Here is a 23,920-nt window from a genome sequence, read left to right as displayed (position 1 = left end):
TTTAATGTTGATGTTCTAACTCTTCTTGAGGATGAAAGTCTTCGGGAACGTGAGTCACTACGATAGGCTTGTTTTCCTTCAGTTTTTGTTGGTACACCTCTGCGTTACTCAATCCGTGGTGGTGAGCCTCTTGCTTATGGTTGACACCTCCGAAGAATTTTTCTACTTTGATTTTGCGCTGCAACTGCATCATACCATACATGATAGCCTCTGGGCGTGGCGGACATCCCGGTATAAAGACATCAACGGGAACAATCTCATCAATTCCTCTTACCACATGATAGCTGCTCTTAAACGGACCACCAGAAATGGCACATCCACCCACCGCAATGACGTATTTGGGTTCTGCCATTTCATCGTACAAACGCCTAAAAGCAGGTGCCATTTTGTTGGTAATGGTTCCAGCACACATAATCAGGTCGGCTTGTCGTGGAGAGTTACGTGTGACCTCAAATCCGAAACGAGCGAAATCGTAACGAGCGCATCCCACTGCCATAAACTCAATACCGCAACAGCTGGTAGCGAATGTCAAGCTCCAGAGCGAGTTGGCACGTCCCCAGTTAATCAATTGGTCCAGCGAACCTGTGACAACATTCACGCCTCCTTCATGGAGTTCGTCAACAATGCGTTCCAACGATTCGTTGTCCTTAAACTCCTTGTAAGGAATACTCTTGATATACGGTTTCTTTATTTCCATTCCAAAGCTCCTTTCCGCCAAGCATAAGCCAAGCCTAAGACAAGTACCATGAGGAAGAAACCGATGCTAACCAAAGCCATAGCTCCAAAATCTCGCACAACTACCGCCCATGGATAGAGCAGTACAGTCTCGATATCGAACATGAGGAAAAGGATAGCGAAGAGGTAATAACCAACGTGCATGGGAAGCCACGAAGAACCTCTCGTTGGGATACCACTCTCATAGGGTTCGCCTTTTACCGCATTATACGAGCGCGGACCAATTAACTTTGCAATGACATAAGCTGCCACTACCAAGGTTACGGCCGTCAACAAAACGGTAACGAATAAAGTAAAATTCATAAAAATTATTATAATTATAATTGTTCTCGCTTTCTGTCGAAACACATACATTTTTCAAATGCGATGCAAAGTTAATCATTATTTTGAGATTTTTACAAGATATGAACAAAAAAAATAGGTTAAATTGCTAACTTCAGATTGCAAAACATGAATTCCAAGTGAATATTTTATTATCGGGACAACACAACCCACATGCCACTACCAACAAATTCACTCCAACAAAAGCAAAAGAAAGGTGGTATTTGATGGCATAAAAAATCAGAAAAATCTTTACAAGAAACATTAGAAAACTCACGGATTTAAGGGCAAAATCCTGGCGATATTTTCAACCAACCTCATGGTTGACGCCAAATATGCGAATTTTGCAAACTACTGATATAATGATACTTACGAAATTTCAAGTAGAAACCACAGAGGTTATCTCTATGCTTTAAGCATCAAAAAGGGTGATTTTGGCGTCTTGGAATCATGCAATAAGGGTGCTATTGTAATCATTTAGCACGACTAAAGCATGGAGACAAGCAGGTTGAAGCAATAAGATAAAGGAACAACTCACTGTTTTGACGCCTTCAAAATTCTAAAACAAAGAAAACTCGAGCAATTTTCTTAGGCTTATCTCAATGCTTTAACAGGGGGAAAATGCACTTGAAAACAAGCAAAAAATTTTACATATATAAGAGTAATCGCAACCTTGTTGAAAAGCGATTGAAAATAAATGTCATCCGTAGGCAATTAGAAGAACGTTTTAAGGACGGACTGCAAATGACATAATTTCTCCTCAAATTGCATCAACGAACTGTAGAAAGTGCAACGATGCAATTTGAGGAGGAATGAAGAACTATTGTACCAATAGTTTTTTACCGTTTACAATGTAAATGCCACGTGGCAGGTCAGAGAGTTTTTCTACAAATACACGTTGTCCTGACAGCGTATAGATTTTATTCTCGCTGGGGCGTTTTACAGTGGTTTCTATCTGCTGTATGCCTGTGGTTACCGTCACTGGTTGGATAAGTATTACAGACGAAAAGGTTTCGTTATAGTAAGGGTCGCTTGCACCATCAAAGGTATTATCCGATGTTTTTAACACCCAAATGCCTTGCACCGCTTGATTAGTGCTGGTGTGAGTTCCTCTTTTAGATTTAATATAGAACTTACCAAAAAGATTAAGCGGATTTTCGAATTTAACATGTGCTGCTTGACCAGCCTTTTGCAATTCAAGTCCGTTGGCTGCCTCGTCCAATTTGCTGGTTACACCATTAGGAGCAAAATCTTTAAGCCAATCGGGAGCAGGCGTCTTGGTAGGATAACTCAACCACTTGTTATCGATAGTCTTGAAAGCAACTTTTCCATTCTTCAAGACATGCGCCGTGAAGCATGCCGACTCGTTGGGAACATCTCCTAATGCAACTTTACGCGTAGACAGCTTACCATCAGAATAATCAAGCAAAAATATGTCTTGTCCAATACCATAGAACTTAATGGTGTAGCGTTTACCATTCACTGGCATTTCTACATCCGTATCATTAAGAAAGTCATATCTGGCTTTCAATAATTGTTCTGTTGTGTGTGTTTTTGGTGCATCGCAAATTTTTTTTAAGGCAAGACGACTTTTGGCTTTTGGCTTTGGATATCCCACACCTTCATGGGTCAATAATAATCTCACTAATGATAACTCTAATTCTGGTATTTCGTTATTGTTCGTTGTTGAACGAGTCGCCACCGCATCGAAGGCGATATTAGCAGGATTAGACTTTTCTTCCACGTTTGTTGTCTTTTGAATACTCATACCGTTATCGGCTGCAAATGCGGTATTCCGTCCAATGGTAAAACATAGAATGATTGCGCAAAATAATTGTAATTTTGTGTTCATAAATAAAAAAATGTTGTTGTTAATTGATAAAATTATTCAAATAGTCCGCAAAAGTAACTATTTTTTCTAAAAGTCCTGCAAGCTAAAATAAAATCTTGATATAAATCAAGGCATTAACAACGAGTTGTTTTTTCAAAAATGATTTAAAAATCTAATGGTATATTACCAATTACAAGGCAATATAAAAAGAAAAAAACACCATGAATACGGGCTGAAAGTTCAAAAAACATACATCCAAGAGCGCGCCATGAGAGCGGGATTTGAGACTATCTTGCACACTGAAAGTCCCAAAGCAGGGGCATCAGCAGGAGACGATTTATGCGAAAAACGCATAATATAGCCATACTGCCAAAGCCACAAACACGAGAAAGAGTACTATTTTTAATAAACAACTCGTTATTTTCTTCAACAAAAAGGCACCCACAATAATGGCTATTAGTAGGTAGATATAAAAACTAATATTCGAAAACATGATTTTAACTATTTCATTCTACTTCATTGAACTCATGCGCTGTCCGCCCTGAGTAAGGTTGATTCTTGCGGCCAGCCTTGAACAAATGTGCGAACGCTGGTGGTATGGGGGTTTCAAACTCCATGGGACGGTGCGTAACGGGGTGATAAAAACACAGCACGTAAGCATGCAGACAAAGACGCCCGATGGGATTGTCGCCATTGCCATATTTATGGTCTCCACATACGGGATGCCCCATATCTGCCGAATGTACACGTATCTGATTCTTGCGTCCTGTCTCTAATCGATACTCCACCAACGAATGTTCTGTTGTTCGATTCAAGGTGTGAAAATGCGTCACTGCAAACTTTCCCCCATTGTCCTCTGGACTCGAATAAGTGATGTACGCCCTGTTGTCTTTGAGCCAGTTGGCAATGGTGCCCTCATCTTGTTCCATTTCGCCCGACACTACTGCCACATATCGCCTATCGTACACGTTGTGATGCCAGTCATGTTCCAGCAGTTGGGCGGTTTGGATGTCCTTAGCATATATCATGAGTCCACTGGTATCCCTGTCAAGTCGATGCACCACATGCGCAGTACATTTCAGTTTGCTCTGTTTGAAATAACTGTCGAGCACTTTTTTGACATTCAGCGAGGCATGTCCTGCCGCCATGGAAAGGATGCCTGCTTGCTTTTCTATCACCACCAAGTAGCGGTCTTCGTAAACTATCTTAACATACTTACTCTTAAAGAGTGTGTTCTTTTTCGACTTACTGATAGCTATTTTGGTGCCTGGCGTCACGGGATAATCGAACTGGGTGATTTGCTTACCATTGACAATAATGCCACGTCCAGCCAATGTTGCTTTGAGCTTTGACTTACTGAGATGCGTCACATGATTGAGCAACCAATTCAGGAGCGTGTCTGTCTCTTCAACGACATAGCATTGGTAATCCTTGTTGGAGAAGTTTGAGTTCATTCATCATCCATTTTGAAAGTTGATACAAAGATACCATTTTTCGTGAATTTATAAACGCTTGTTTAACAATTATCAATAAAAATGTTTACCTTTGCGCTCAAATTATATAAAATAAGGTAAAAGAACATGATAACAGTTTCAAATCTTGCAATTCAGTTTGGCAAGAGAGTCCTTTATAAAGATGTAAATATCAAATTCACTCACGGCAACATCTATGGCATTATCGGTGCCAATGGTGCTGGTAAATCCACCCTACTCAAAGCCATCAGTGGCGAATTAGAGCCCACAAAAGGCAGCGTAGAGTTAGGACCGGGCGAACGACTGTCGGTACTTGAACAAGACCACTTTAAGTATGACGAATATTTAGTCATGGACACGGTTTTGATGGGTCACGAACCTTTGTGGAAGAACATGAAGGAGCGCGAAGCCTTGTACAGCAAACCCGAGATGTCGGAAGAAGACGGTACACGTGCTGCTGACTTGGAATTGAAGTTTGCAGAGATGAATGGCTGGGAGGCAGAAAGCGATGCTGCCCAACTGTTACAACACTTAGGCATTGGCGAGGCATTACACACCAAAACTATGAGCGAGTTGTCAAACAACGAAAAGGTGCGTGTGATGTTGGCAAAGGCACTGTTTGGTAATCCCGAAAATCTACTACTTGATGAGCCTACCAATGACCTTGACTTAGATTCGGTACAATGGTTGGAAGAATACCTGAGCAACATAGAGCAGACGGTGTTAGTGGTTAGTCACGACCGTCACTTCTTAGATGCCGTGAGTACACAGACCGTAGACATCGACTTTGGTAAGGTGACCGTATTCTCGGGCAACTATTCGTTCTGGTACGAGAGTTCACAATTGGCATTACGTCAAGCACAGAACCAAAAGATGAAAGCCGAAGAGAAGCGCAAGCAGTTGGAAGAATTTATCCGCAGATTCTCTGCCAATGTGGCAAAGAGTAAGCAAACAACCTCGCGCAAAAAGATGTTGGAGCGATTGAACGTGGAGGAAATTCGCCCCTCCAGTCGTAAATACCCTGGCATTATCTTCCAAATGGAACGTGAACCCGGCAACCAAATCCTGCAAGTTGAGGGATTGAAAGCTCTCGACACCGATGGGAGCGTATTGTTCGACAACGTGAGCTTTACAGTTGAAAAGGATGAGAAGGTGGTCTTCTTAAGCCATAATCCCAAAGCCATGACCGCTCTATTCGAGATTATCAATGGTCATCGTGAGCCCGATGCTGGGACCTATAACTGGGGAGTAACAATTACTACCGCCTATCTCCCACTCGACAATGCCGAATTCTTTGAATCAGACATGAACTTAGTCGATTGGCTCAGCCAGTTTGGTACAGGCAACGAAGTGGTGATGAAAGGATATTTAGGACGCATGTTGTTCTCGGGTGAAGAGGTATTAAAAAAGGTGAACGTGCTCTCGGGTGGCGAGAAAATGCGCTGTATGATTGCTCGTATGCAACTGAAAAATGCCAACTGCCTCATCTTAGACACCCCCACGAACCATTTGGACTTGGAGAGTATTCAGGCATTTAACAACAATTTGGTGACGTTCAAAGGCAACATCCTCTTTTCGAGTCATGACCACGAGTTTATCCAAACCGTGGCAAACCGCATCATCGAACTGACACCAAAGGGCACCATTGATAAATTGATGAATTACGATGAATACATCTATGATGATCAAATCAAAGAACTCAAAGAGAAGATGTACCAGTAAGCAACACAACATTTTAATGGTTTGAACAATAAAAGCAAGGCTTGACAAGTAAAGAAAAACTTGGCAAGCTTTTTGCTGATATTTAAGACAGGTAATAATAAATATTGATTATGAGCAAAAGAAATAAACACAAAGAGCAAGAAGCAGAAAAGAAGCTTGATACACAGCACGAAGAGATGGACGCTGGCACAGTAATGGACGAAAAGAAAGTGGAAGAGCAAGCTGCTGCCACGGACAACCAACCCGAGGAGCAAGGCGAAACACCCACCATAGACCCATTAGCTGAGGCACAAGCACAAATCGAAGAACTCAAAGATCGGTATCTACGTACAGTGGCAGAGTTTGAAAACTTTAAGCGTAGAACACAGAAAGAAAAGGCTGAACTCATCTTCAACGGCAGTGAGAAAACTGTATCTGCCATCCTTCCTATCTTGGACGACATGGAAAGAGCGGCTGCCAATGCGAATAAGACAGATGACATTCACGCACTTGAAGAGGGTTGGGAACTCATCTTTAAGAAGCTATTGAAAACGCTGGAGGGATTGGGCGTGAAAAAAATTGAAACGCAAGACAAACCCTTCGACGTAGATTTTCATGAGGCAGTAGCGATGGTCCCCAATGTTGAAGACGACAAAAAGGGCAAAGTGATTGACTGTGTACAAACGGGTTATACGCTCAATGAAAAAGTTATCAGACACGCGAAAGTTGCTGTAGGACAGTAATATAAGATAACGATATAGAATCTAAAAAACAAAACATTGAAGGAATGGCAAAACGCGATTATTATGAAGTGCTTGGTGTGAACAAGGATGCTTCAGAAGATGAAATAAAAAAGGCCTACCGAAAGTTAGCTATAAAATATCATCCCGATAAAAACCCGGGAAGTAAAGAGGCGGAAGAGAAGTTTAAGGAGGCTGCGGAAGCTTACGATGTACTTCATGATCCGAAAAAAAGACAACAATACGACCAGTTTGGCTTCAATGCGCCAGGCGGAGGAGGATTTGAAGGATTCAGCGGTGGAGGCTTCTCCATGGATGACATCTTCTCGATGTTTGGCGACGTATTCGGCGGACACAGCGGCTTTAGTGGCTTTGGTGGCTTCGGCGGTGGCACTGCTGGCGAGCGGCAACAACCACAATATCGAGGTGCCGACCTGCGCTTGAAGGTAAAGCTCACGTTACAAGAGATTAGCACAGGTGTTACCAAAAAGTTCAAAGTAAAGAAAGATATTGCCTGCACCCACTGTAATGGTAGCGGTGCAGAGAAAGGAAGTGGTACACAAACTTGTCCTACTTGTCACGGACAAGGGGTTGTAGTAAAGACCGTGAGAACCATGTTGGGCATGATGCAGACACAGTCAGAATGTCCTACGTGTCATGGTGCGGGCACTGTTATCAAAAACAAATGCCAACACTGTCATGGCACAGGTGTGGTGAAAGGCGAGGAAATCGTTGAGATTAAGATACCAGCTGGCGTGGCAGAAGGCATGGTAGTGAATGTTCCAGGCAAGGGCAATGCTGGTCCAAGAAACGGAATTACGGGAAATATTCAGGTATTGATAGAAGAACAACCCAACGACACGTTTATCCGAGACGGTCAAGACATTATTTACAACTTGTTGCTTGACTTCCCGACTGCTGCCTTGGGAGGCGAGGTAGAGATACCTACGTTGGAGAATACACGTGTAAGAATAAAAATAGAAGCAGGCACTCAACCCGGAAAAACGCTTCGTTTGAGAGGCAAGGGACTTCCTGCAGTGCAGGGATATGGCTCTGGAAGAGGTGACTTGGTGGTGAACATCAGCATCTATGTGCCCAAGACCTTGAGCCGAGATGAAAAGGAAACGATAGAACGCCTGCGCACCAGTGACAATTTTAAGGGTGACTACGCCACAAAGCAGTCTATCTTTAAGAAGTTTAGAAACTATTTTAATGAATAAGGTACATGAAACTCTTCATGCACAAGAATGACTTAATTCATTGATTGCCTTATGAATTACCAAGAAACTATTGATTATCTGTTTCACGCAGCCCCAGTCTTTGAAAAGGTTGGGGCGTCTGCCTATAAAGAAGGGTTATCTAACACAATTGCTTTAGACGAACACTTTGGGCATCCGCATCGTCAGTATCGCACCATTCATGTAGCAGGAACCAACGGAAAAGGCTCCTGTTCGCACACCTTGGCTGCTATCTTGCAAGCCGAAGGCTATCGAGTGGGCTTGTACACCTCACCGCATTTGGTTGATTTTAGAGAGCGCATTCGCATCAATGGCGTGTGCATAGACGAGGAGACTGTTATTAAATTTGTAGAAGAAGAAAAGGATTTCTTCGAACCCCTCCACCCTTCTTTCTTTGAACTGACCACCGCATTGGCGTTTAAGTATTTTGCCGACCAGCAAGTAGATATTGCTGTCATCGAAGTGGGGCTTGGTGGACGGTTGGATTGCACTAACATCATCACCCCAGAACTCTCCTTAATTACAAATATTAGCTTTGACCATACGCAATTTTTGGGCAACACCTTGGCAAAGATTGCAGGTGAGAAAGCAGGTATCATCAAACCCCACGTTCCTGTTGTTGTAGGAGAAGCCCTCCCCGAGACAAGACCTGTATTCGAGAAAAAAGCGCAACAAGAACATGCACCAATTATCTTTGCGGAGGATGCACCAGAGGTTTTGCACTCAACCTATGATGTTCCTTCGCAACAACGCATTTACAAGACCCTGTCTTTCGGAGAACTGCGAGGAGATTTAACAGGCTGTTATCAAGACAAGAATACCAACACCGTACTCGCTGCCGTTAAAGTTTTACGACAAATGCACATTCTTAAACATCCCGAAAGTTTAGCACAAGGCATGAAAAATGTGATGCAGACCACAGGACTTATGGGAAGATGGCAGTGTCTGCAAAAGCAAACTTCCACTCAACCAGCCATCTATTGTGACACTGGACACAACGTGGCAGGCTGGAACTATCTGAGCCAACAGCTGCAACAACAGAAATACGAGACGCTCAGAATCGTCTTTGGTATGGTTGATGACAAAGATCTCCAGACCATTATGAAGATGTTGCCCGCTGATGCGGTGTACTATTGGACACAACCCTCGACAGAGAGAGCTTTTCCTGTGGAGGAAATTGCCAAGGCAGGGGCTTCCAATCAGCTTCGAGGACAGCAGTATCGAACTGTTCGAGAAGCGTATTCCACCTGCTTAAAGCAAGCCAATCCAAATGATTTTGTGTTTGTCGGAGGTAGCAGTTATATTGTTGCCGATTTGCTAACCTTTTTAGAAAGGAAGCGATTTAAGGGTATTTAACATCTGATTGTCCAGCTTTTTTAAGACTTTCGTTTGTCATATTCATTTTTTTTCAGTTACTTTGCAAGTACAATAAAATGACTAAAAGCTTATAAATATGACTAACACAAGTGACGCAAATAATTGCTGTGGGCTGAAACGTGAAGATTTTCAGACAACAATTGATGGCAAAAAGACAGATTTGTACGTTCTGAAGAATCAAAATGGAAATGAAGTTGCCATTACGAATTATGGTGGCGCTGTAGTTGCTATCATGGTTCCAGACCAACAAGGAAAACTGGCAAATATCATTCAAGGACACGATAATATTCAAGCGGTTATTGATTCGCCAGAGCCTTACCTATCTACGTTAATTGGACGGTATGGCAATCGAATTGCCAAGGGACGTTTTCAGCTCAACGGTAAAGAATATAATCTACCCATCAACAATGGTCCCAATAGTTTGCATGGCGGCAAAAAGGGATTTAATGCCAAGGTTTGGGAGGCACAACAAATGAACGAGCAAACGCTTGTCTTGAAATATGTAAGTCCCTATGGCGAAGAAGGATTCACGGGAGAAGTGAGAACCATTGTTGAATATACTTTCACTGACGATAACGAACTCGTTATTGAATATTTAGCTTTTACCAACAAGAAAACCATTATCAACTTAACGCATCACGGCTTCTTCTCATTGTCAGGCATCGCAAATCCAACTCCAACGGTAGAAGAGCAGATTTGTGAAATCAATGCCGATTATTACATCCCCATCGATGAGACCTCTATTCCTACGGGCGAGATTCGCTTCGTAAAGGGTACACCATTCGATTTCCGTCAGCCTAAAGCCATTGGAAAAGACATAGAAGCCGAAAACGAGCAGATAAAGAATGGTGCTGGCTACGATCACTGCTTTGTATTGAATAAGAAAGAAGAAGGCGAATTGAGTTTTGCTGCCAGACTTACCGATCCTAAGAGCGGTCGTGTCATGGAAGTTTATACCACAGAACCGGGCGTTCAGCTCTATACTGACAATTGGGCAGACGGTTATCAAGGGCAACATGGAGCTACATTCCCAAGACGAAGTGCAGTTTGTTTCGAAGCTCAACACTTCCCCGACTCACCCAATCATCCATACTTCCCTTCGGTTGTCTTAGAACCAGGGCAAGAGTATAAGCAAAAAACAGTTTATAAGTTTTCTGTCAAATCATAATCATCAATTACCCTATTCGTCATTTAGCCTTATCATGAATTGATTGAGACCGTGCCAAGAAATTGGACTTTCTACTAAATAAAGGAAGAAACACAACGGTTTATCGAATGGACTAAACAATAGTTGAGATTGATGTACCGAGAGAACAAACCTAAAATACCCGTTACAAAAGGACATGTGTTGACAGTTCCCTCCCCTATCTGAAATAACTAAAAATAAATAATTAAAATCTCTTAACAGTAAAAATGGAAAAACAGACAAACAAAAATGGCGTCATTGTTGCGATTATTTCAATGATGTTCCTCTTTGCGATGATCTCATTTGTAACAAATCTTGCCGCCCCATTTGGTAATATTTGGGGTAAGACCTACTCTTGGGCAGGCATGGTGGGAAACCTCATGAACTTCTTAGCTTATCTCTTCATGGGTATTCCTGCAGGTAAGATGTTGGTGAAGTACGGTTATAAAAAGACAGCACTCATTGCTATGGCTGTGGGTTTCATTGGACTTTTTATCCAATATCTATCAAGCATCTTTGGTGGAAGCAGTGAAATGTTCACTATCCAAGATAATCCTGTGATGCTCAACTTCATCATCTATCTGATAGGAGCTTTCATTTGTGGTTTCTGTGTTTGTATGTTAAACACTGTTGTGAACCCCATGTTAAACCTGTTGGGTGGTGGCGGCAACCGCGGAAACCAACTCATCCAGACGGATGGTACACTTAACTCGCTCACCGCTACATTGACTCCGTTTTTCGTAGGTGTGCTGATTGGAGAGGTTACCGACAAAACCAGTATGAACGATGTCACTCCACTACTGTGGGTTGCCATGGCTGTGTTTGCTGTTACATTCCTTATCATCGCCTTTGTCACCATACCAGAACCACAGTCAACTGCTTCGGGCGTAACGTTCGAGCATAGTCCTTGGAACTTCCGACACTTCGTTTTGGGCGTAATCGCGATATTCTTCTATGTAGGTATTGAAGTGGGTGTACCAGCCGAACTCAATTTCTACATCACGAAATTAGGATTCCCTGGAGCTGCTGCCATCGCCGGTGGTATCGTTGCCATCTATTGGCTTTTGATGTTGGTGGGTCGATTTATCAGTAGTTTCGTGAGTGGTAAAATCTCTTCTCGAGCACAACTCATTTCCACTTCTGCCTTAGGCATCATCCTATTAGTCATTGCCATATTACTTCCTGAAAGTTCGTCCGTTACATTCCATGGTGTGAATGTTCCTGTTAAATGCTTCTTTATCATCGCTTGTGGTATTTGTACCTCTATTATGTGGGGCTGCATCTTCAACTTAGCAACAGAAGGCTTAGGCAAATACACTGCTCCTGCATCAGGAATTTTCATGACAATGGTCGTTGGTGGTGGTGTAATGCCATTCATCCAAGACCAGATAGCAACCTCTTTGAATGATTACATTTCAAGTTATTGGTTGATTGTAGCCATGTTAGGTTATCTGCTCTACTATGGACTCGTAGGAAGCAAGAATGTGAATAAAGACATTCCTGTAGATTAAATAAGAATAAGCGATAAGCTGAGTGCATGCAAACGCATGCGTTCAGCTTTTTTTGATGATTGACATACTGAAATTTATTAACCCCTTAAACATATATAATATGGATATAGATCACGTTAGAAGTCGTTTTATCAAACACTTTGATGGTAAAACTGGAAATATTTATTTCTCTCCCGGACGTATTAACCTTATTGGCGAGCACACCGACTACAATGGTGGGTTTGTCTTTCCCGGTGCTGTAGACAAGGGCATCATGGCAGAGATTAGGCCCAATGGCAGCAACACGATTATGTGTTATGCTATCGATTTGAAAGATCGCGTTGAGTTTAAGGTGGACGATCCACAAGGACCACGTACCAGTTGGGCACGCTACATCTATGGCATCGTGCAGGAAATGAAGAAATTAGGCGTAGAGGTGAAAGGCTTTAACACTGCTTTCTCTGGAGATGTTCCTTTGGGCGCAGGCATGTCTTCGTCTGCTGCACTCGAGAGTTGTTACGCTTTTGCACTTAATGACTTGTTTGGCGACAACAAGGTGTCCAAATGGGATATGGTCTTGGCAGGTCAAGCTACCGAGCATAACTACGTAGGTGTGAACTGTGGCATCATGGATCAGTTTGCCAGTGTGTTTGGACAAGAAGGAAAACTGATGCGCTTAGACTGCCGTAGTCGCGAGTTTGAGTACTTCCCCTTTAATCCTAAAGGGTACAGGTTGATGTTGGTCAACTCTTGTGTTAAGCACGAGTTGGTTGGTTCGCCATATAACGACCGTCGCAAATCTTGTGAAAATGTAGTGAAGCACATTGCTGCTAAGCATCCTGAAGGCAAGTTTGAAACGCTACGCGATTGCACTTGGGAGCAGTTAGAAGAAGTAAAAGATGAAGTAGGAGCAGAAGACTACAGCCGCGCTCGCTTTGTTTTGGGAGAAAAAGACCGCGTCTTGGCTGTTTGCGATGCACTGCAAGCTGGCGACTATGAGACTGTTGGCAAGAAGATGTACGAAACACACGAGGGCTTAAGCAAAGACTACGAAGTATCATGTGAAGAGCTTGACTTCCTCAACGAAGTGGCTAAAGAAAACAAAGTCACAGGTAGTCGCATTATGGGTGGCGGCTTCGGAGGATGCACCATCAACCTTGTAAAAGACGAGATTCATGACAAATTTGTAGCAGATGTAACAGAGAAATATGCTGCCAAATTTGGAAAGAAACCTGAAATTTATGATGTTGTGATTAGCCAAGGCTCACACAAAGTTTGCTAATTAACTTTTATGGAAAGATATCTGTTGGCTCATTTGTCGCCAACAGATATTTTTTTTTGTTTATCTACAAAAATAAAATGATTCAAAACTATCAACCATGAAGCTAAAAAGTAAGATATTTTTAACCATCGCTTTTGTTGCCACATTGTTTGCAGCATGTTCAAGTGGCAATGATAAGAACCTCACCGTTTCGGGACTCAATCCTGCCAAATTCGATACCATCATTCATGAAAAACCCATGAAACTATTTGTGATAAAAAATAGTCATGACATGGAGGTGTGTGTAACTAACTTCGGCGCACGCATTGTCTCTATTTGCGTGCCAAATAAAGCCGACATCGCTACCGATGTGGTGCTGGGTTTTGACAACATCGCACAATATGCCGACACCGTTCACAACGCCAGCGACTTTGGAGCTGTCATTGGTCGATATGCTAACCGTATCAACAAAGGACAAATCACCGTTGCAGGTAAAAAGATACAATTGCCACAAAACAGTTTCAGACATTGTCTGCATGGAGGACCCTCGGGATGGCAATACGCAATTTATGAAGGTCAACAATTAAACGATTCCACCTTACAATTGAGCCTTCACTCCCCCAATGGCGACAATAACTTCCCTGGCAATGTAACTGCTACAGTTACTTACACTGTGAAGAATGACAACACGCTGGACATACAATTTGAGGCAACAACCGATGCAGAGACGGTAATCAATATGACCAACAACTCGTACTTCAATCTCTCGGGTGATCCGTCAAAGGCAGGCACCAACATGATTTTGTATATCAATGCAGACAACTACACTCCTTGCGACAGCACATTGATGACAACGGGAGAGATAAAGTCCGTTTATGGCACGCCTATGGATTTCCGCAAACGCCATCCGCTCTTTGAAACTATTGGTGACACAACCTTTACACAAATCAAATATGCCAATGGCTATGACCACAACTATGTACTCAACACCTATACCAATGGCAAGGGTGACGACACAAAGGTGGCAGCCAGTCTGTACTCACCTGAATCGGGCATCTATATGGAGGTGTTTACCAACCAGCCTGGTTTACAGTTTTACTCTGGAAATCTCCTCTCAGGGAGTGTAGTGGGCAAGAAAGGCATCGCCTATCCACAGCGTGCAGCCGTATGCTTAGCGCCACAGAAATATCCCAATTCGCCTAATAAGAAGAATTGGCCTTCACCATATCTCAAACCCGGTGAGAAATATTTCAATCATGTGGCTTATCGATTTAGCATTCGCTAAATAAAGTCTAAGCGATAGGCATGGGTGGAACTAACTACTTGCGCTATCCAAAATATAATAGTTTCTACAAATCAGTCGAAGGGGATGTGTCAAAAAAGGCACTCCTCTTTTTTGCAATATCTGCAATATTAGCGAGACCTCACCGCCTACGAGAGTTCCGATGAAAATACACTTGCAGAGGAAACAGAGGAAACAGAGGACAGGTCAATGTAGATTATCATGCCTCATTTCTTAACTTCGTTTGTCTTTCAAGAAGACCTGATAAACAAAAAAATAACTGTCAATTTATTTAACAAACATGCTTGTATAATTCGCATATTTTGAAACAAACTGTCGGCTGGTTGCAAATACGCGAATTATGAGAAAGTTTTGTAATGATATGACTATCAATATGTTATCACAAAAAGAATGTAATAAATGTCTCTTTTTATCTTTATTTGGCTCCAAAAAGCAATAAAAAATCGTGTTGTAACAATGAGTTTGTGTCTCAAAATAGGCTCAATAGTGCGACTATTCACATGTAATAGTCGTATTAACTCAATGCTCTAATTGAAAATTAGCACTTTATTTGTCGAAAAATGTCAAATATACCTGCTTTTTTCTACTTTTCTTTTTCTATTTCACAACTTTTCAAGAGCCGTTTTATTGTCATCTTTTTTTACAAAAATAATTTTAATAGACGTGCGCATGTATGGGATGTTTCATCGAAAAAACTAAAATATTACAATTCTACAACTACAGTCTGCAGAAAAATAACTATATTTGCAAAATAATTAAAATTGGGATTATCTAACATGGAATTTACTGCTCAGCAAATAGCACAATATATTAATGGCAGAATAGAAGGAGATGAAAACGTAAGCGTTCATAACTTTTCTAAAATTGAAGAGGGCAAGACAGGTACTATTTCATTTCTTTCAAATCCGAAATATACACAATATCTTTACAACACCCAGTCGTCTATCGTCTTGATAGATGACAAAATTACAATAGACCGTCCCGTCTCAACCACCCTGATTTGGGTTCAGAATGCCTACGATGCAATAGCCAAGCTGTTGCAACTGTATGAATCTATGCGGACGCATAAGACAGGTATCGACCCTTTGGCATCCATAGCACCAACAGCCAAGATTGGTAAGAATGTCTATATTGGTGCCTTTGCCTCTATTGGCGAGGGCGTTGTCGTGGGGGACAACACACAGATTTATCCGCATGTGGTGCTATGTGACAACGTTACCGTGGGAGACGACTGTCTCTTCTATCCCCAAGTAACGGTCTATCACGATTGCAAAATAGGCAACCATGTCATTTTGCATGCGGGGTGTGTCATTGGAGCCGACGGATTTGGGTTTGCTCCAACAAGCGATGGATATGATAAAATCCCTCAGATAGGAATTGTCACCATTGAAGACCATGTAGAGATTGGTGCCAATACTTGTGTAGACCGATCGACCATGGGCAGCACGTATATTAGAAAAGGTGTTAAATTAGACAACCTTGTACAGATTGCCCACAACACCGAGATTGGCGAGCATACAGTGATGAGTGCGCAAGTGGGTGTAGCTGGCTCTACAAAAATAGGACAATGGTGCATGTTTGGCGGACAGGTAGGTATAGCAGGTCACATTACCATTGGCGACAAAGTGTACCTCGGTGCACAATCGGGTGTACCAGGAAATTTGAAGGACAATCAACAACTCATGGGTACTCCTCCTATGGAACAAATACGTTTCTTTCGCTCCCATGCCGTAGCCCGCAAATTACCAGAGATGTACAAACAACTCAACGAGTTGCAAAGGGAAATAGAATTATTAAAGAAAACCACGAACAAATTGGTTTCCAACAATCAAGAATAAAATGGATACAATCAAACAGAGAACTCTTAACGGTAGCTTTTCATTGTGTGGCAAAGGCTTACACACTGGTCTTAGTTTGACAGTTACCTTTAACCCTGCTGCAGAGAATACTGGATACAAGATACAACGCATAGACTTAGAAAACCAACCCATCATAGACGCTGTTGCTGAAAAAGTGGTAGACACGCAACGCGGTACGGTTTTGGCTAATGGAGAGGTGCGGGTATCTACGGTAGAACATGGTTTGTCTGCCTTGTATGCCATGGGCATTGACAACTGTCTCATTCAGGTAAACGGACCAGAATTTCCTATTCTTGACGGTTCGGCTGCTATGTATGTTGACAAAATCAGACAAGTAGGAATCGTAGAACAGAATGCACCCAAAGACTTTTACATCATTCGCAAGAAGATAGAGGTAAAAGACGAGGAGACGGGGTCGTGCATTACTATCTTACCTGACGAGCAGTTTAGCATCACAGCCATGTGTTCGTTTGAGTCAAAGTTCATCAACAGCCAGTTTGCTACCTTAGACAACATCGAAAACTATGGGGACGAAATAGCTCCTGCCCGAACCTTTGTCTTCGTTCGCGACATTGTTCCTTTGCTGGAAGCCAATCTCATTAAAGGCGGAGACATGGACAACGCTATCATCATCTACGAGCGTGAGGTGTCGCAGGACAAGCTGAACCAGCTTGCAGACATATTGAAAGTTCCCCATATGGATGCCACCAAGATTGGCTACATTCAGCACAAGCCGTTGATGTGGGAGAACGAGTGTACCCGTCACAAACTTCTGGACATCATTGGTGACATGGCACTCATAGGAAAGCCCATCAAGGGACGCATCGTTGCCACTCGTCCAGGACATACCATAAACAACAAGTTTGCCCGACTCATGCGCAAGGAGATTCGTAAACACGAGATACAAGCTCCGATTTACGACCCCAATGAAGAGCCATTGTTGGACAACATTCGCATTCGCCAACTGCTGCCTCATCGTTATCCCATGCAGCTTGTCGACAAAATCATTGCCATGGGGTCGTACAGTATCGTAGGTGTGAAAAACATTACAAGCAACGAACCGTTCTTCGTGGGACATTTTCCCAAAGAGCCTGTAATGCCAGGCGTTCTGCAAATTGAAGCCATGGCGCAGTGTGGTGGCATTTTAGTATTAAATCAAGTGGAAGAACCAGAACGATGGTCTACTTACTTTCTTAAAATAGATAATGTAAAATTCCGCCAAAAGGTAGTTCCCGGTGACACCTTGATATTCCGTGTAGAGATGATTCAGCCCGTTAGACATAGCATCAGCACCATGCGAGGCTACGCCTTTGTGGGCGATACGGTAGTCTCCGAAGCCACTTTCACTGCACAGATTGTCAAAACCAAATAGTATGGAGCAAGGTCTTCAAACCCACGACTCTGCCCTATTCATAAAGATTTCCAAATAGAATATGAATCAAATCAGTCCATTAGCTTATGTTCATCCTGAAGCAAAATTAGGCGACAACAACATCATTGGTCCATTTTGCTATATCGACAAAAACACTGTTTTGGGTGATGGCAACGTATTACAGAACAGTGTTACGATTCACGTTGGTGCAAGGATTGGAAACAACAACGAACTTTTCCCTGGTGCGAGCATTAGCACGAAACCGCAAGATTTGAAATTTAAGGGCGAAGAGACCACCTGCCAAATAGGAAATCATAACAGCATCCGAGAAAACGTCACCATCTCACGAGGCACAGCTTCTAAGGGTACCACCATTGTAGGCGACAACAACCTGCTGATGGAGAACATGCACATCGCCCACGATTGCATCATCGGCAATGAGATTATCATAGGAAACTCCACCAAGTTGGCAGGCGAGGTGACAGTTGACGACCGTGCCATTATCAGTGCCACATTCCTGTGCCACCAGTTCTGTCACATAGGAGGATATGTGATGGTACAAGGAGGGAGCCGTTCTCCGAAAGACATTCCACCATACATCATCGCAGGACGAGAGCCGATTCGTTATGCTGGAATTAACATTGTAGGACTTCGACGCAGAGGCTTTAGCAACGAACTGATAGACTTGATACACGAAGCATACAGGTTGCTGTACAGTAAGGGCGTTTTGAGTGAAGGCATTGAAGAGATAAAGAAAAACATCAACATCACTCCCGAAATACAATATATTATCGATTTCGTAGAATCTTCGAAGCGAGGCATCATTCGATAAATGAATACACTGATTGTTCTTCTTGGTCCTACGGGTGTAGGCAAAACAGAACTCTCTCTGAAAATTGCCGAACACCTCAACACTTCTATCATTAACGCCGACTCGCGACAACTGTTCGCAGAGATTCCTATTGGAACTGCTGCACCTACTTCTTCACAATTACAACGAGTAAAACATTACTTCGTTGGCTCGCTGCATTTACAAAATTATTATAGTGCAGCTAAATACGAAGAAGAAGTGTTACAACTTCTACCCAAACTCTTTTCGACTTCTCCACACCATGTGGCTTTGCTTTCTGGTGGAAGCATGATGTATATCAGTGCTGTATGTCAGGGCATTGATGACATTCCCACTGTTGACGACACCACCCGCCAATGGATGAAAGAGCGATTGGAGCGGGAGGGGTTAGCTCCACTCGTGAAAGAGCTCAGCTTATTAGACCCCGTACATTATAATATAGTAGATAAAAACAATCCCAGACGAGTGGTTCATGCACTCGAAATCTGCCACATGACGGGTAAGCCTTACTCCTCTTTCAGAACCAACACCAAGAAGAAAAGACCTTTCAACATAGTGAAGGTTGGCGTAAACAGAACTCGTGAGGAGATGTACAACCGTATCAACCTTCGTGTTCTCGAAATGATGCGACAAGGATTGCTCGAGGAGGCAAAGTCGGTTTATCCACTTAAAGGATTAAATGCTCTCAATACAGTGGGTTACAAAGAGCTGTTCGCCTATTTCGATGGACACATACCGCTCGAAGAAGCCATCCGCAGGATTCAGTCTAATTCGCGTGAATACATGCGGAAACAACTCACTTGGTTCAAAAAAGACCAAGATATTCAATGGTTCAATCCCGACAACATTGAAGAAATACTAAATTATATCGACAATCAGCTATAGATACCAACTTATTTGCTACTTTTGCAAACAAATGAATCATCATGAAATTGAACCGAATTAAAACATTCCTCAACTGGTGTTGGAATAAAATACGTGGATTTTGGCCATGGTATAAACAGCAATACATTGGACGTCCATGGTATGCAAAAACAGGAATAGCATTACTTTCTGGAGTGATAGCACTCTTTATTTATTTGGGTGCAGTAGACATCAATTTCCTTTGGTTGTTTGGCAAATCACCAGGCTTTGCCCAAATCAAGAACCCCACCACTGCCTCGGCATCTGAGATTTACAGCAGTGATGGCAAGCTCATCGGTAAGTTTTTTAACGAGAACCGAACCCCTGTTACTTTCAACGAGGTGAATCCACTTTTCTGGAAAGCCTTGATTGATACAGAAGACGAGCGATTCTATCACCACATTGGCATCGATTTTCAAGGTATCTTCTCTGCAGCAAAAGATGCAATAGTAGGAAATGACGCACGAGGAGCCTCAACTATTACACAACAGTTGGCAAAGAATATGTTCCGCGTGCGTACGCAATATTCTACGGGAATACTGGGGAAGATACCTGGTATCAAGATGTTGGTCATGAAAAGCAAAGAGTGGATTATTGCTCTTAAGCTGGAGATGCTCTACGACAAGAACGAAATTCTCACCATGTATGCCAACACCGTTGATTTTGGGTCTAACTCATACGGCATAAAAACAGCAAGCAAGACATATTTCAACACGACACCTTCGCAGTTGACGGTCGAAGAGAGTGCGGTATTAGTAGGAATGCTGAAAGCCACCACTCATTACAATCCCATTTCTAATCCCGAAAACAGTCTGCGCCGTAGGAACGTTGTCATGAAGCTGATGGAGGCGAAAGACGACTTGTCTAAAGCGCAATACGACAGTTTAAGTACAATTCCTATCAAGCTACATTATAGTGTCGAAACCAATTATGACGGACAAGCACTCTACTTCAGGGAAGCCATAGCCAACTATCTAAAGGATTGGTGCGAAGAAAATGGATATGATCTCTATACCAGTGGATTGAAGATTTACACCACGTTGGACACACGAATGCAACGTTATGCTGAAGAAGCCGCTCGCAAACAGATGAAACAAATTCAGCGCAACTTCAACAATCACTGGGGGAAGAATGATCCTTGGATTGATGAGAACGGACAGGTCATCCCTGGCTTCATCGAACAGATTGCACAGCGACAGCCTGTATACAAATATTTGAGTGCCAAGTTCCCCCATCAGCCTGACTCCATCTCTTATTATTTGAACCAGCCCCATACGGTAAAACTCTTTGACTATGGACATGGCACGATAGAAAAACAAATGTCTACCATGGACTCTATTCGCTACATGGTACGCTTCATGCACTGCTCCATGGTAGCCATGGAACCGCAAACAGGAGCTGTAAGGGCTTGGGTGGGTGACATCGATTTCAATTCATGGAAGTATGACAAGGTGACAGCGATGCGACAGCCTGGTTCTACGTTCAAGCTGTTTGTCTACACCGAAGCTATGAATCAAGGACTAACGCCGTGTGACAAACGGCGCGATGAATACATCTCCATGCAAGTATATGACAAGAAGAAGCAACAAGAGGTAACTTGGACACCAGGCAATGCCAACGGACGCTTCTCTGGTGACTCTATCCCACTGAAAGGAGCTTTTGCCCGAAGCATTAACTCCATTGCTGTTCGACTTGGACAAGAAATGGGTATCAAGCGCATCATTGAGACTGCTCACAAGATGGGCATCAAGAGTCCACTCGATGATGCACCAGCCTTGGCATTGGGGTCGTCGGATGTAAACCTCTTGGAAATGGCAAATGCTTATTGCACCGTCGCCAACGATGGCAAACACCATGAGCCAGTCCTGGTAACGAGAATAGAGGACAGTGAAGGACGCCAAGTGTACATCGCTCCCACCAAGTCCGAACAAGTCATTCCATACAAGAGTGCTTTCTTTATGCAACAACTGCTTTTGGGCGGCTTACGTGAACCCGGTGGCACGTCCATGAGTCTTGGAGGATATGTGGGTAAATACAGAGATACCGATTGGGGAGGTAAGACGGGAACTTCCAACAATCATTCTGATGCATGGTTCATGGGAGTAAGTCCCAAACTTGTTGTTGGCGCATGGGTTGGAGGCGAATATCGAAGCATACACTTCCGGACAGGAGCACTCGGACAAGGCTCGCGAACAGCCTTGCCTATCTGTGGATACTTCTTGCAAGAGGTACTCAATGACCCTGCATTCAAAGCTTACCATGCCAAATTTAGCAAGCCAAAAGATAATGACATCACACGCAGCATGTACACTTGTGACAGCTATTACGAAAAGGCGAAAGTGGACACCACGGCACAAGACACCTTAAACGACGATATGGAAGAGGTGCTCTTTGACGAGTTTGGCAACCCCATTCACAAATCTGAAGAAAAGCTCAAACCTTCTGAACGACTTGCGGTGCCACAAAAGAAGAAGGAACCCACAGAAGAGGTCATCAAGCTGGATAACTTGTAATGGCACATGGCATTGATATTGAAAAGATAGACCTGAACAATCAGGAGCTGCAAAATGCACTGCAACTGGTTCAGTTCACCCACCGTTCCTTGTTCCTCACGGGAAAGGCAGGAACAGGTAAGTCTACTTTCCTGCATTACATTGCCCAAACTACTAAAAAGAAATATGTTATCCTCGCCCCTACTGGCATTGCAGCAATCAATGTCGGTGGGGCTACACTTCATAGCTTTTTCAAACTTCCCTTTCATCCGCTACTTCCTAACGACCGACGGTACAGCACGCAACAACTTAGAAATACGCTCAAATATAACAGCGAGAAAATAAAACTCATCCGTGAACTCGAACTTATCATCATTGATGAGATTTCTATGGTTCGTGCCGACATCATTGATTTCATTGACAAAATATTAAGGGTTTACTCGCACAATATGCGCATCCCTTTCGGTGGAAAGCAGTTACTGTTGGTGGGCGATGTCTATCAGTTGGAGCCTGTCCTCAAAGAGGAAGACTGGCAACTGCTGCAACCTTACTATCCATCTAAGTTCTTTTTTGATGCACACGTGTTTAGAACCTTCCAATTGGTTTGTATTGAACTGCAAAAGGTGTATCGGCAGCGTGACGACAAATTTATCAGCATCCTTGACCATATCCGTACCTCCACCATCACGACTACCGACCTCTCCTTATTGAATCAACAGGTGGGGCAACACCAACCAATGGATGCGCATCAACTATCCATTACCTTATCCACTCGACGTGATACGGTTGATTATATCAATAGCTTGCATTTATCCAAGTTACCTGGCGATGCCACAATCCTCCATGGAAGTATTGACGGTGAATACCCTGAAAACAATTTGCCCACTCCTATAGAACTTGAAGTAAAAACTGGTGCACAGATTCTGTTCATCAAGAACGACCGTGAAAAGAGATGGGTCAATGGCACCTTAGGTACGATTATCGGCATTGGTGATGAAGAGGATGGAAAGATTTACGTTCGCACAGAGCAGGGCGAAGACGTTGATGTGGAACAGGAAGTATGGAACAATGTGCGATACACCTATAATCAGAAAGAGCAAAAGGTAGAGGAAGAGATTTTGGGGTCTTTCCAGCAATTCCCATTACGTCTGGCATGGGCGATTACCATTCATAAGAGTCAGGGTCTCACGTTCAACCAAGTGAAAATAGACCTCTCTGGAGGTGTTTTCGCAGGTGGACAAACCTATGTCGCCCTTTCTCGCTGTCGCTCGCTAAAAGGTATTGCACTACAAGAACCCGTTAAGAGAGAAGATATCTATGTAAATCAAGAAGTAGTGAAGTTTTCAAAAACCTACAACGACCCAAGTGCACTCAACACGGCTATACAACAGAGCAAAGCAGACAAACAGTACCATGATGCCACCAAGGCTTTTGACAGAGGGGACATGCAGGCGGCACTCGACTACTTCTATAAAGCCATTCACAGTCGATACGACATTGAAAAGCCTGAAGTAAAACGCCTCATCCGTAGAAAGCTAAACATCATCAACCTCCTTCGTGAACAAAACAAACAATTGCAGAAGGAAAAGAAAGACGCAGAAGCTTTTCTCAAAGAGTTGTCTACAGAATATGTCATCATGGGAAAAGATTGTGAAAAAGAAGGCATGACCGAGGCTGCTATCCGGAATTATCAGAAAGCCCTAAAGCTTTATCCCACTCATCCCCAAGCCCTGAAAAGACTCAAGAAGCTTAACGGCTAAAAATGATATTGATTACTAATAAGCTCTGC

At 43.0% G+C, this 23,920-nt stretch carries 18 protein-coding genes; 14 read left to right on the top strand and 4 right to left on the bottom strand.

What is annotated here, in order from left to right; all coding sequences use genetic code 11:
- Position 1: 1 nt before the first annotated feature.
- The 4 genes from BN35_RS07240 to BN35_RS07220 all read right to left on the bottom strand — a co-directional run bounded on the left by BN35_RS07240 (position 2) and on the right by BN35_RS07220 (position 4,341).
- Positions 2-697 (bottom strand): NADH-quinone oxidoreductase subunit B, encoded by a 696-nt coding sequence (locus BN35_RS07240; protein ID WP_025071547.1) that lies wholly within the window; start codon positions 695-697, stop codon positions 2-4.
- On the bottom strand, positions 688-1,038 hold the full coding sequence (locus tag BN35_RS07235) for an NADH-quinone oxidoreductase subunit A (RefSeq protein WP_025071546.1): 351 nt from the start codon (positions 1,036-1,038) through the stop codon (positions 688-690). Before BN35_RS07235 ends, BN35_RS07240 begins: the two co-directional genes overlap by 10 nt.
- 838 nt (positions 1,039-1,876) lie before the next feature.
- Positions 1,877-2,908 carry a hypothetical protein gene (locus BN35_RS07230; RefSeq protein ID WP_036893193.1) on the bottom strand — a complete coding sequence of 344 codons (1,032 nt, stop codon included), beginning with the start codon at positions 2,906-2,908 and terminating at the stop codon, positions 1,877-1,879.
- 485 nt (positions 2,909-3,393) lie between these two features.
- Positions 3,394-4,341, bottom strand: a complete 948-nt coding sequence (locus BN35_RS07220; RefSeq protein WP_025071543.1) for an RluA family pseudouridine synthase — start codon at positions 4,339-4,341, stop codon at positions 3,394-3,396.
- Between the two features lie 126 nt (positions 4,342-4,467).
- Here BN35_RS07220 and BN35_RS07215 point away from each other — a divergent pair, with 126 nt between their 5' ends.
- The 14 genes from BN35_RS07215 to BN35_RS07150 all read left to right on the top strand — a co-directional run bounded on the left by BN35_RS07215 (position 4,468) and on the right by BN35_RS07150 (position 23,891).
- Entirely contained in the window at positions 4,468-6,081 is a 1,614-nt protein-coding gene (locus BN35_RS07215; protein ID WP_025071542.1) for an ABC-F family ATP-binding cassette domain-containing protein, read from the top strand.
- Between the two features lie 110 nt (positions 6,082-6,191).
- Positions 6,192-6,803: a nucleotide exchange factor GrpE gene (locus tag BN35_RS07210; protein WP_025071541.1), complete on the top strand. Its 612-nt coding sequence runs from the start codon at positions 6,192-6,194 to the stop codon at positions 6,801-6,803.
- 44 nt (positions 6,804-6,847) lie between these two features.
- On the top strand, positions 6,848-8,020 hold the full coding sequence (dnaJ, locus tag BN35_RS07205) for a molecular chaperone DnaJ (protein WP_008123988.1): 1,173 nt from the start codon (positions 6,848-6,850) through the stop codon (positions 8,018-8,020).
- A 51-nt stretch (positions 8,021-8,071) separates the two neighbouring features.
- The gene (locus BN35_RS07200) at positions 8,072-9,394 is read left to right on the top strand and encodes a bifunctional folylpolyglutamate synthase/dihydrofolate synthase (RefSeq protein WP_025071540.1); all 1,323 of its coding nucleotides are present in this window, start codon (positions 8,072-8,074) and stop codon (positions 9,392-9,394) included.
- Between the two features lie 97 nt (positions 9,395-9,491).
- Entirely contained in the window at positions 9,492-10,583 is a 1,092-nt protein-coding gene (locus tag BN35_RS07195) for an aldose epimerase family protein (protein WP_025071539.1), read from the top strand.
- 245 nt (positions 10,584-10,828) lie between these two features.
- Entirely contained in the window at positions 10,829-12,112 is a 1,284-nt protein-coding gene (locus tag BN35_RS07190; protein WP_044071341.1) for an MFS transporter, read from the top strand.
- A 100-nt stretch (positions 12,113-12,212) separates the two neighbouring features.
- Entirely contained in the window at positions 12,213-13,373 is a 1,161-nt protein-coding gene (galK, locus tag BN35_RS07185) for a galactokinase (protein WP_025071537.1), read from the top strand.
- Positions 13,374-13,470: 97 nt separating this feature from the next.
- Entirely contained in the window at positions 13,471-14,637 is a 1,167-nt protein-coding gene (locus BN35_RS07180) for an aldose epimerase family protein (protein WP_028900839.1), read from the top strand.
- Between the two features lie 794 nt (positions 14,638-15,431).
- Positions 15,432-16,493, top strand: a complete 1,062-nt coding sequence (lpxD, locus tag BN35_RS07175; protein ID WP_025071536.1) for a UDP-3-O-(3-hydroxymyristoyl)glucosamine N-acyltransferase — start codon at positions 15,432-15,434, stop codon at positions 16,491-16,493.
- A gap of 1 nt (position 16,494) precedes the next feature.
- Positions 16,495-17,886: a bifunctional UDP-3-O-[3-hydroxymyristoyl] N-acetylglucosamine deacetylase/3-hydroxyacyl-ACP dehydratase gene (locus tag BN35_RS07170; RefSeq protein WP_025071535.1), complete on the top strand. Its 1,392-nt coding sequence runs from the start codon at positions 16,495-16,497 to the stop codon at positions 17,884-17,886.
- Positions 17,887-17,947: 61 nt separating this feature from the next.
- Positions 17,948-18,718, top strand: coding sequence for an acyl-ACP--UDP-N-acetylglucosamine O-acyltransferase (gene lpxA / locus BN35_RS07165; protein ID WP_025071534.1), 771 nt, complete (start codon positions 17,948-17,950; stop codon positions 18,716-18,718).
- Positions 18,719-19,621 (top strand): tRNA (adenosine(37)-N6)-dimethylallyltransferase MiaA, encoded by a 903-nt coding sequence (gene miaA, locus BN35_RS07160; protein ID WP_025071533.1) that lies wholly within the window; start codon positions 18,719-18,721, stop codon positions 19,619-19,621.
- A gap of 41 nt (positions 19,622-19,662) precedes the next feature.
- Positions 19,663-22,152 carry a transglycosylase domain-containing protein gene (locus BN35_RS07155; protein WP_036893196.1) on the top strand — a complete coding sequence of 830 codons (2,490 nt, stop codon included), beginning with the start codon at positions 19,663-19,665 and terminating at the stop codon, positions 22,150-22,152.
- Positions 22,152-23,891, top strand: a complete 1,740-nt coding sequence (locus tag BN35_RS07150; RefSeq protein WP_025071531.1) for an AAA family ATPase — start codon at positions 22,152-22,154, stop codon at positions 23,889-23,891. The genes BN35_RS07155 and BN35_RS07150 overlap by 1 nt, the downstream gene beginning before the upstream one ends.
- Positions 23,892-23,920: the final 29 nt, after the last annotated feature.

The organism is Hoylesella timonensis 4401737 = DSM 22865 = JCM 15640, assembly GCF_000455445.1.
Taxonomy (GTDB): Bacteria; Bacteroidota; Bacteroidia; order Bacteroidales; family Bacteroidaceae; genus Prevotella; species Prevotella timonensis.
Note: the sequence above shows the minus strand (reverse complement) of the source record. Positions and strands in the feature narration are given on the sequence as shown.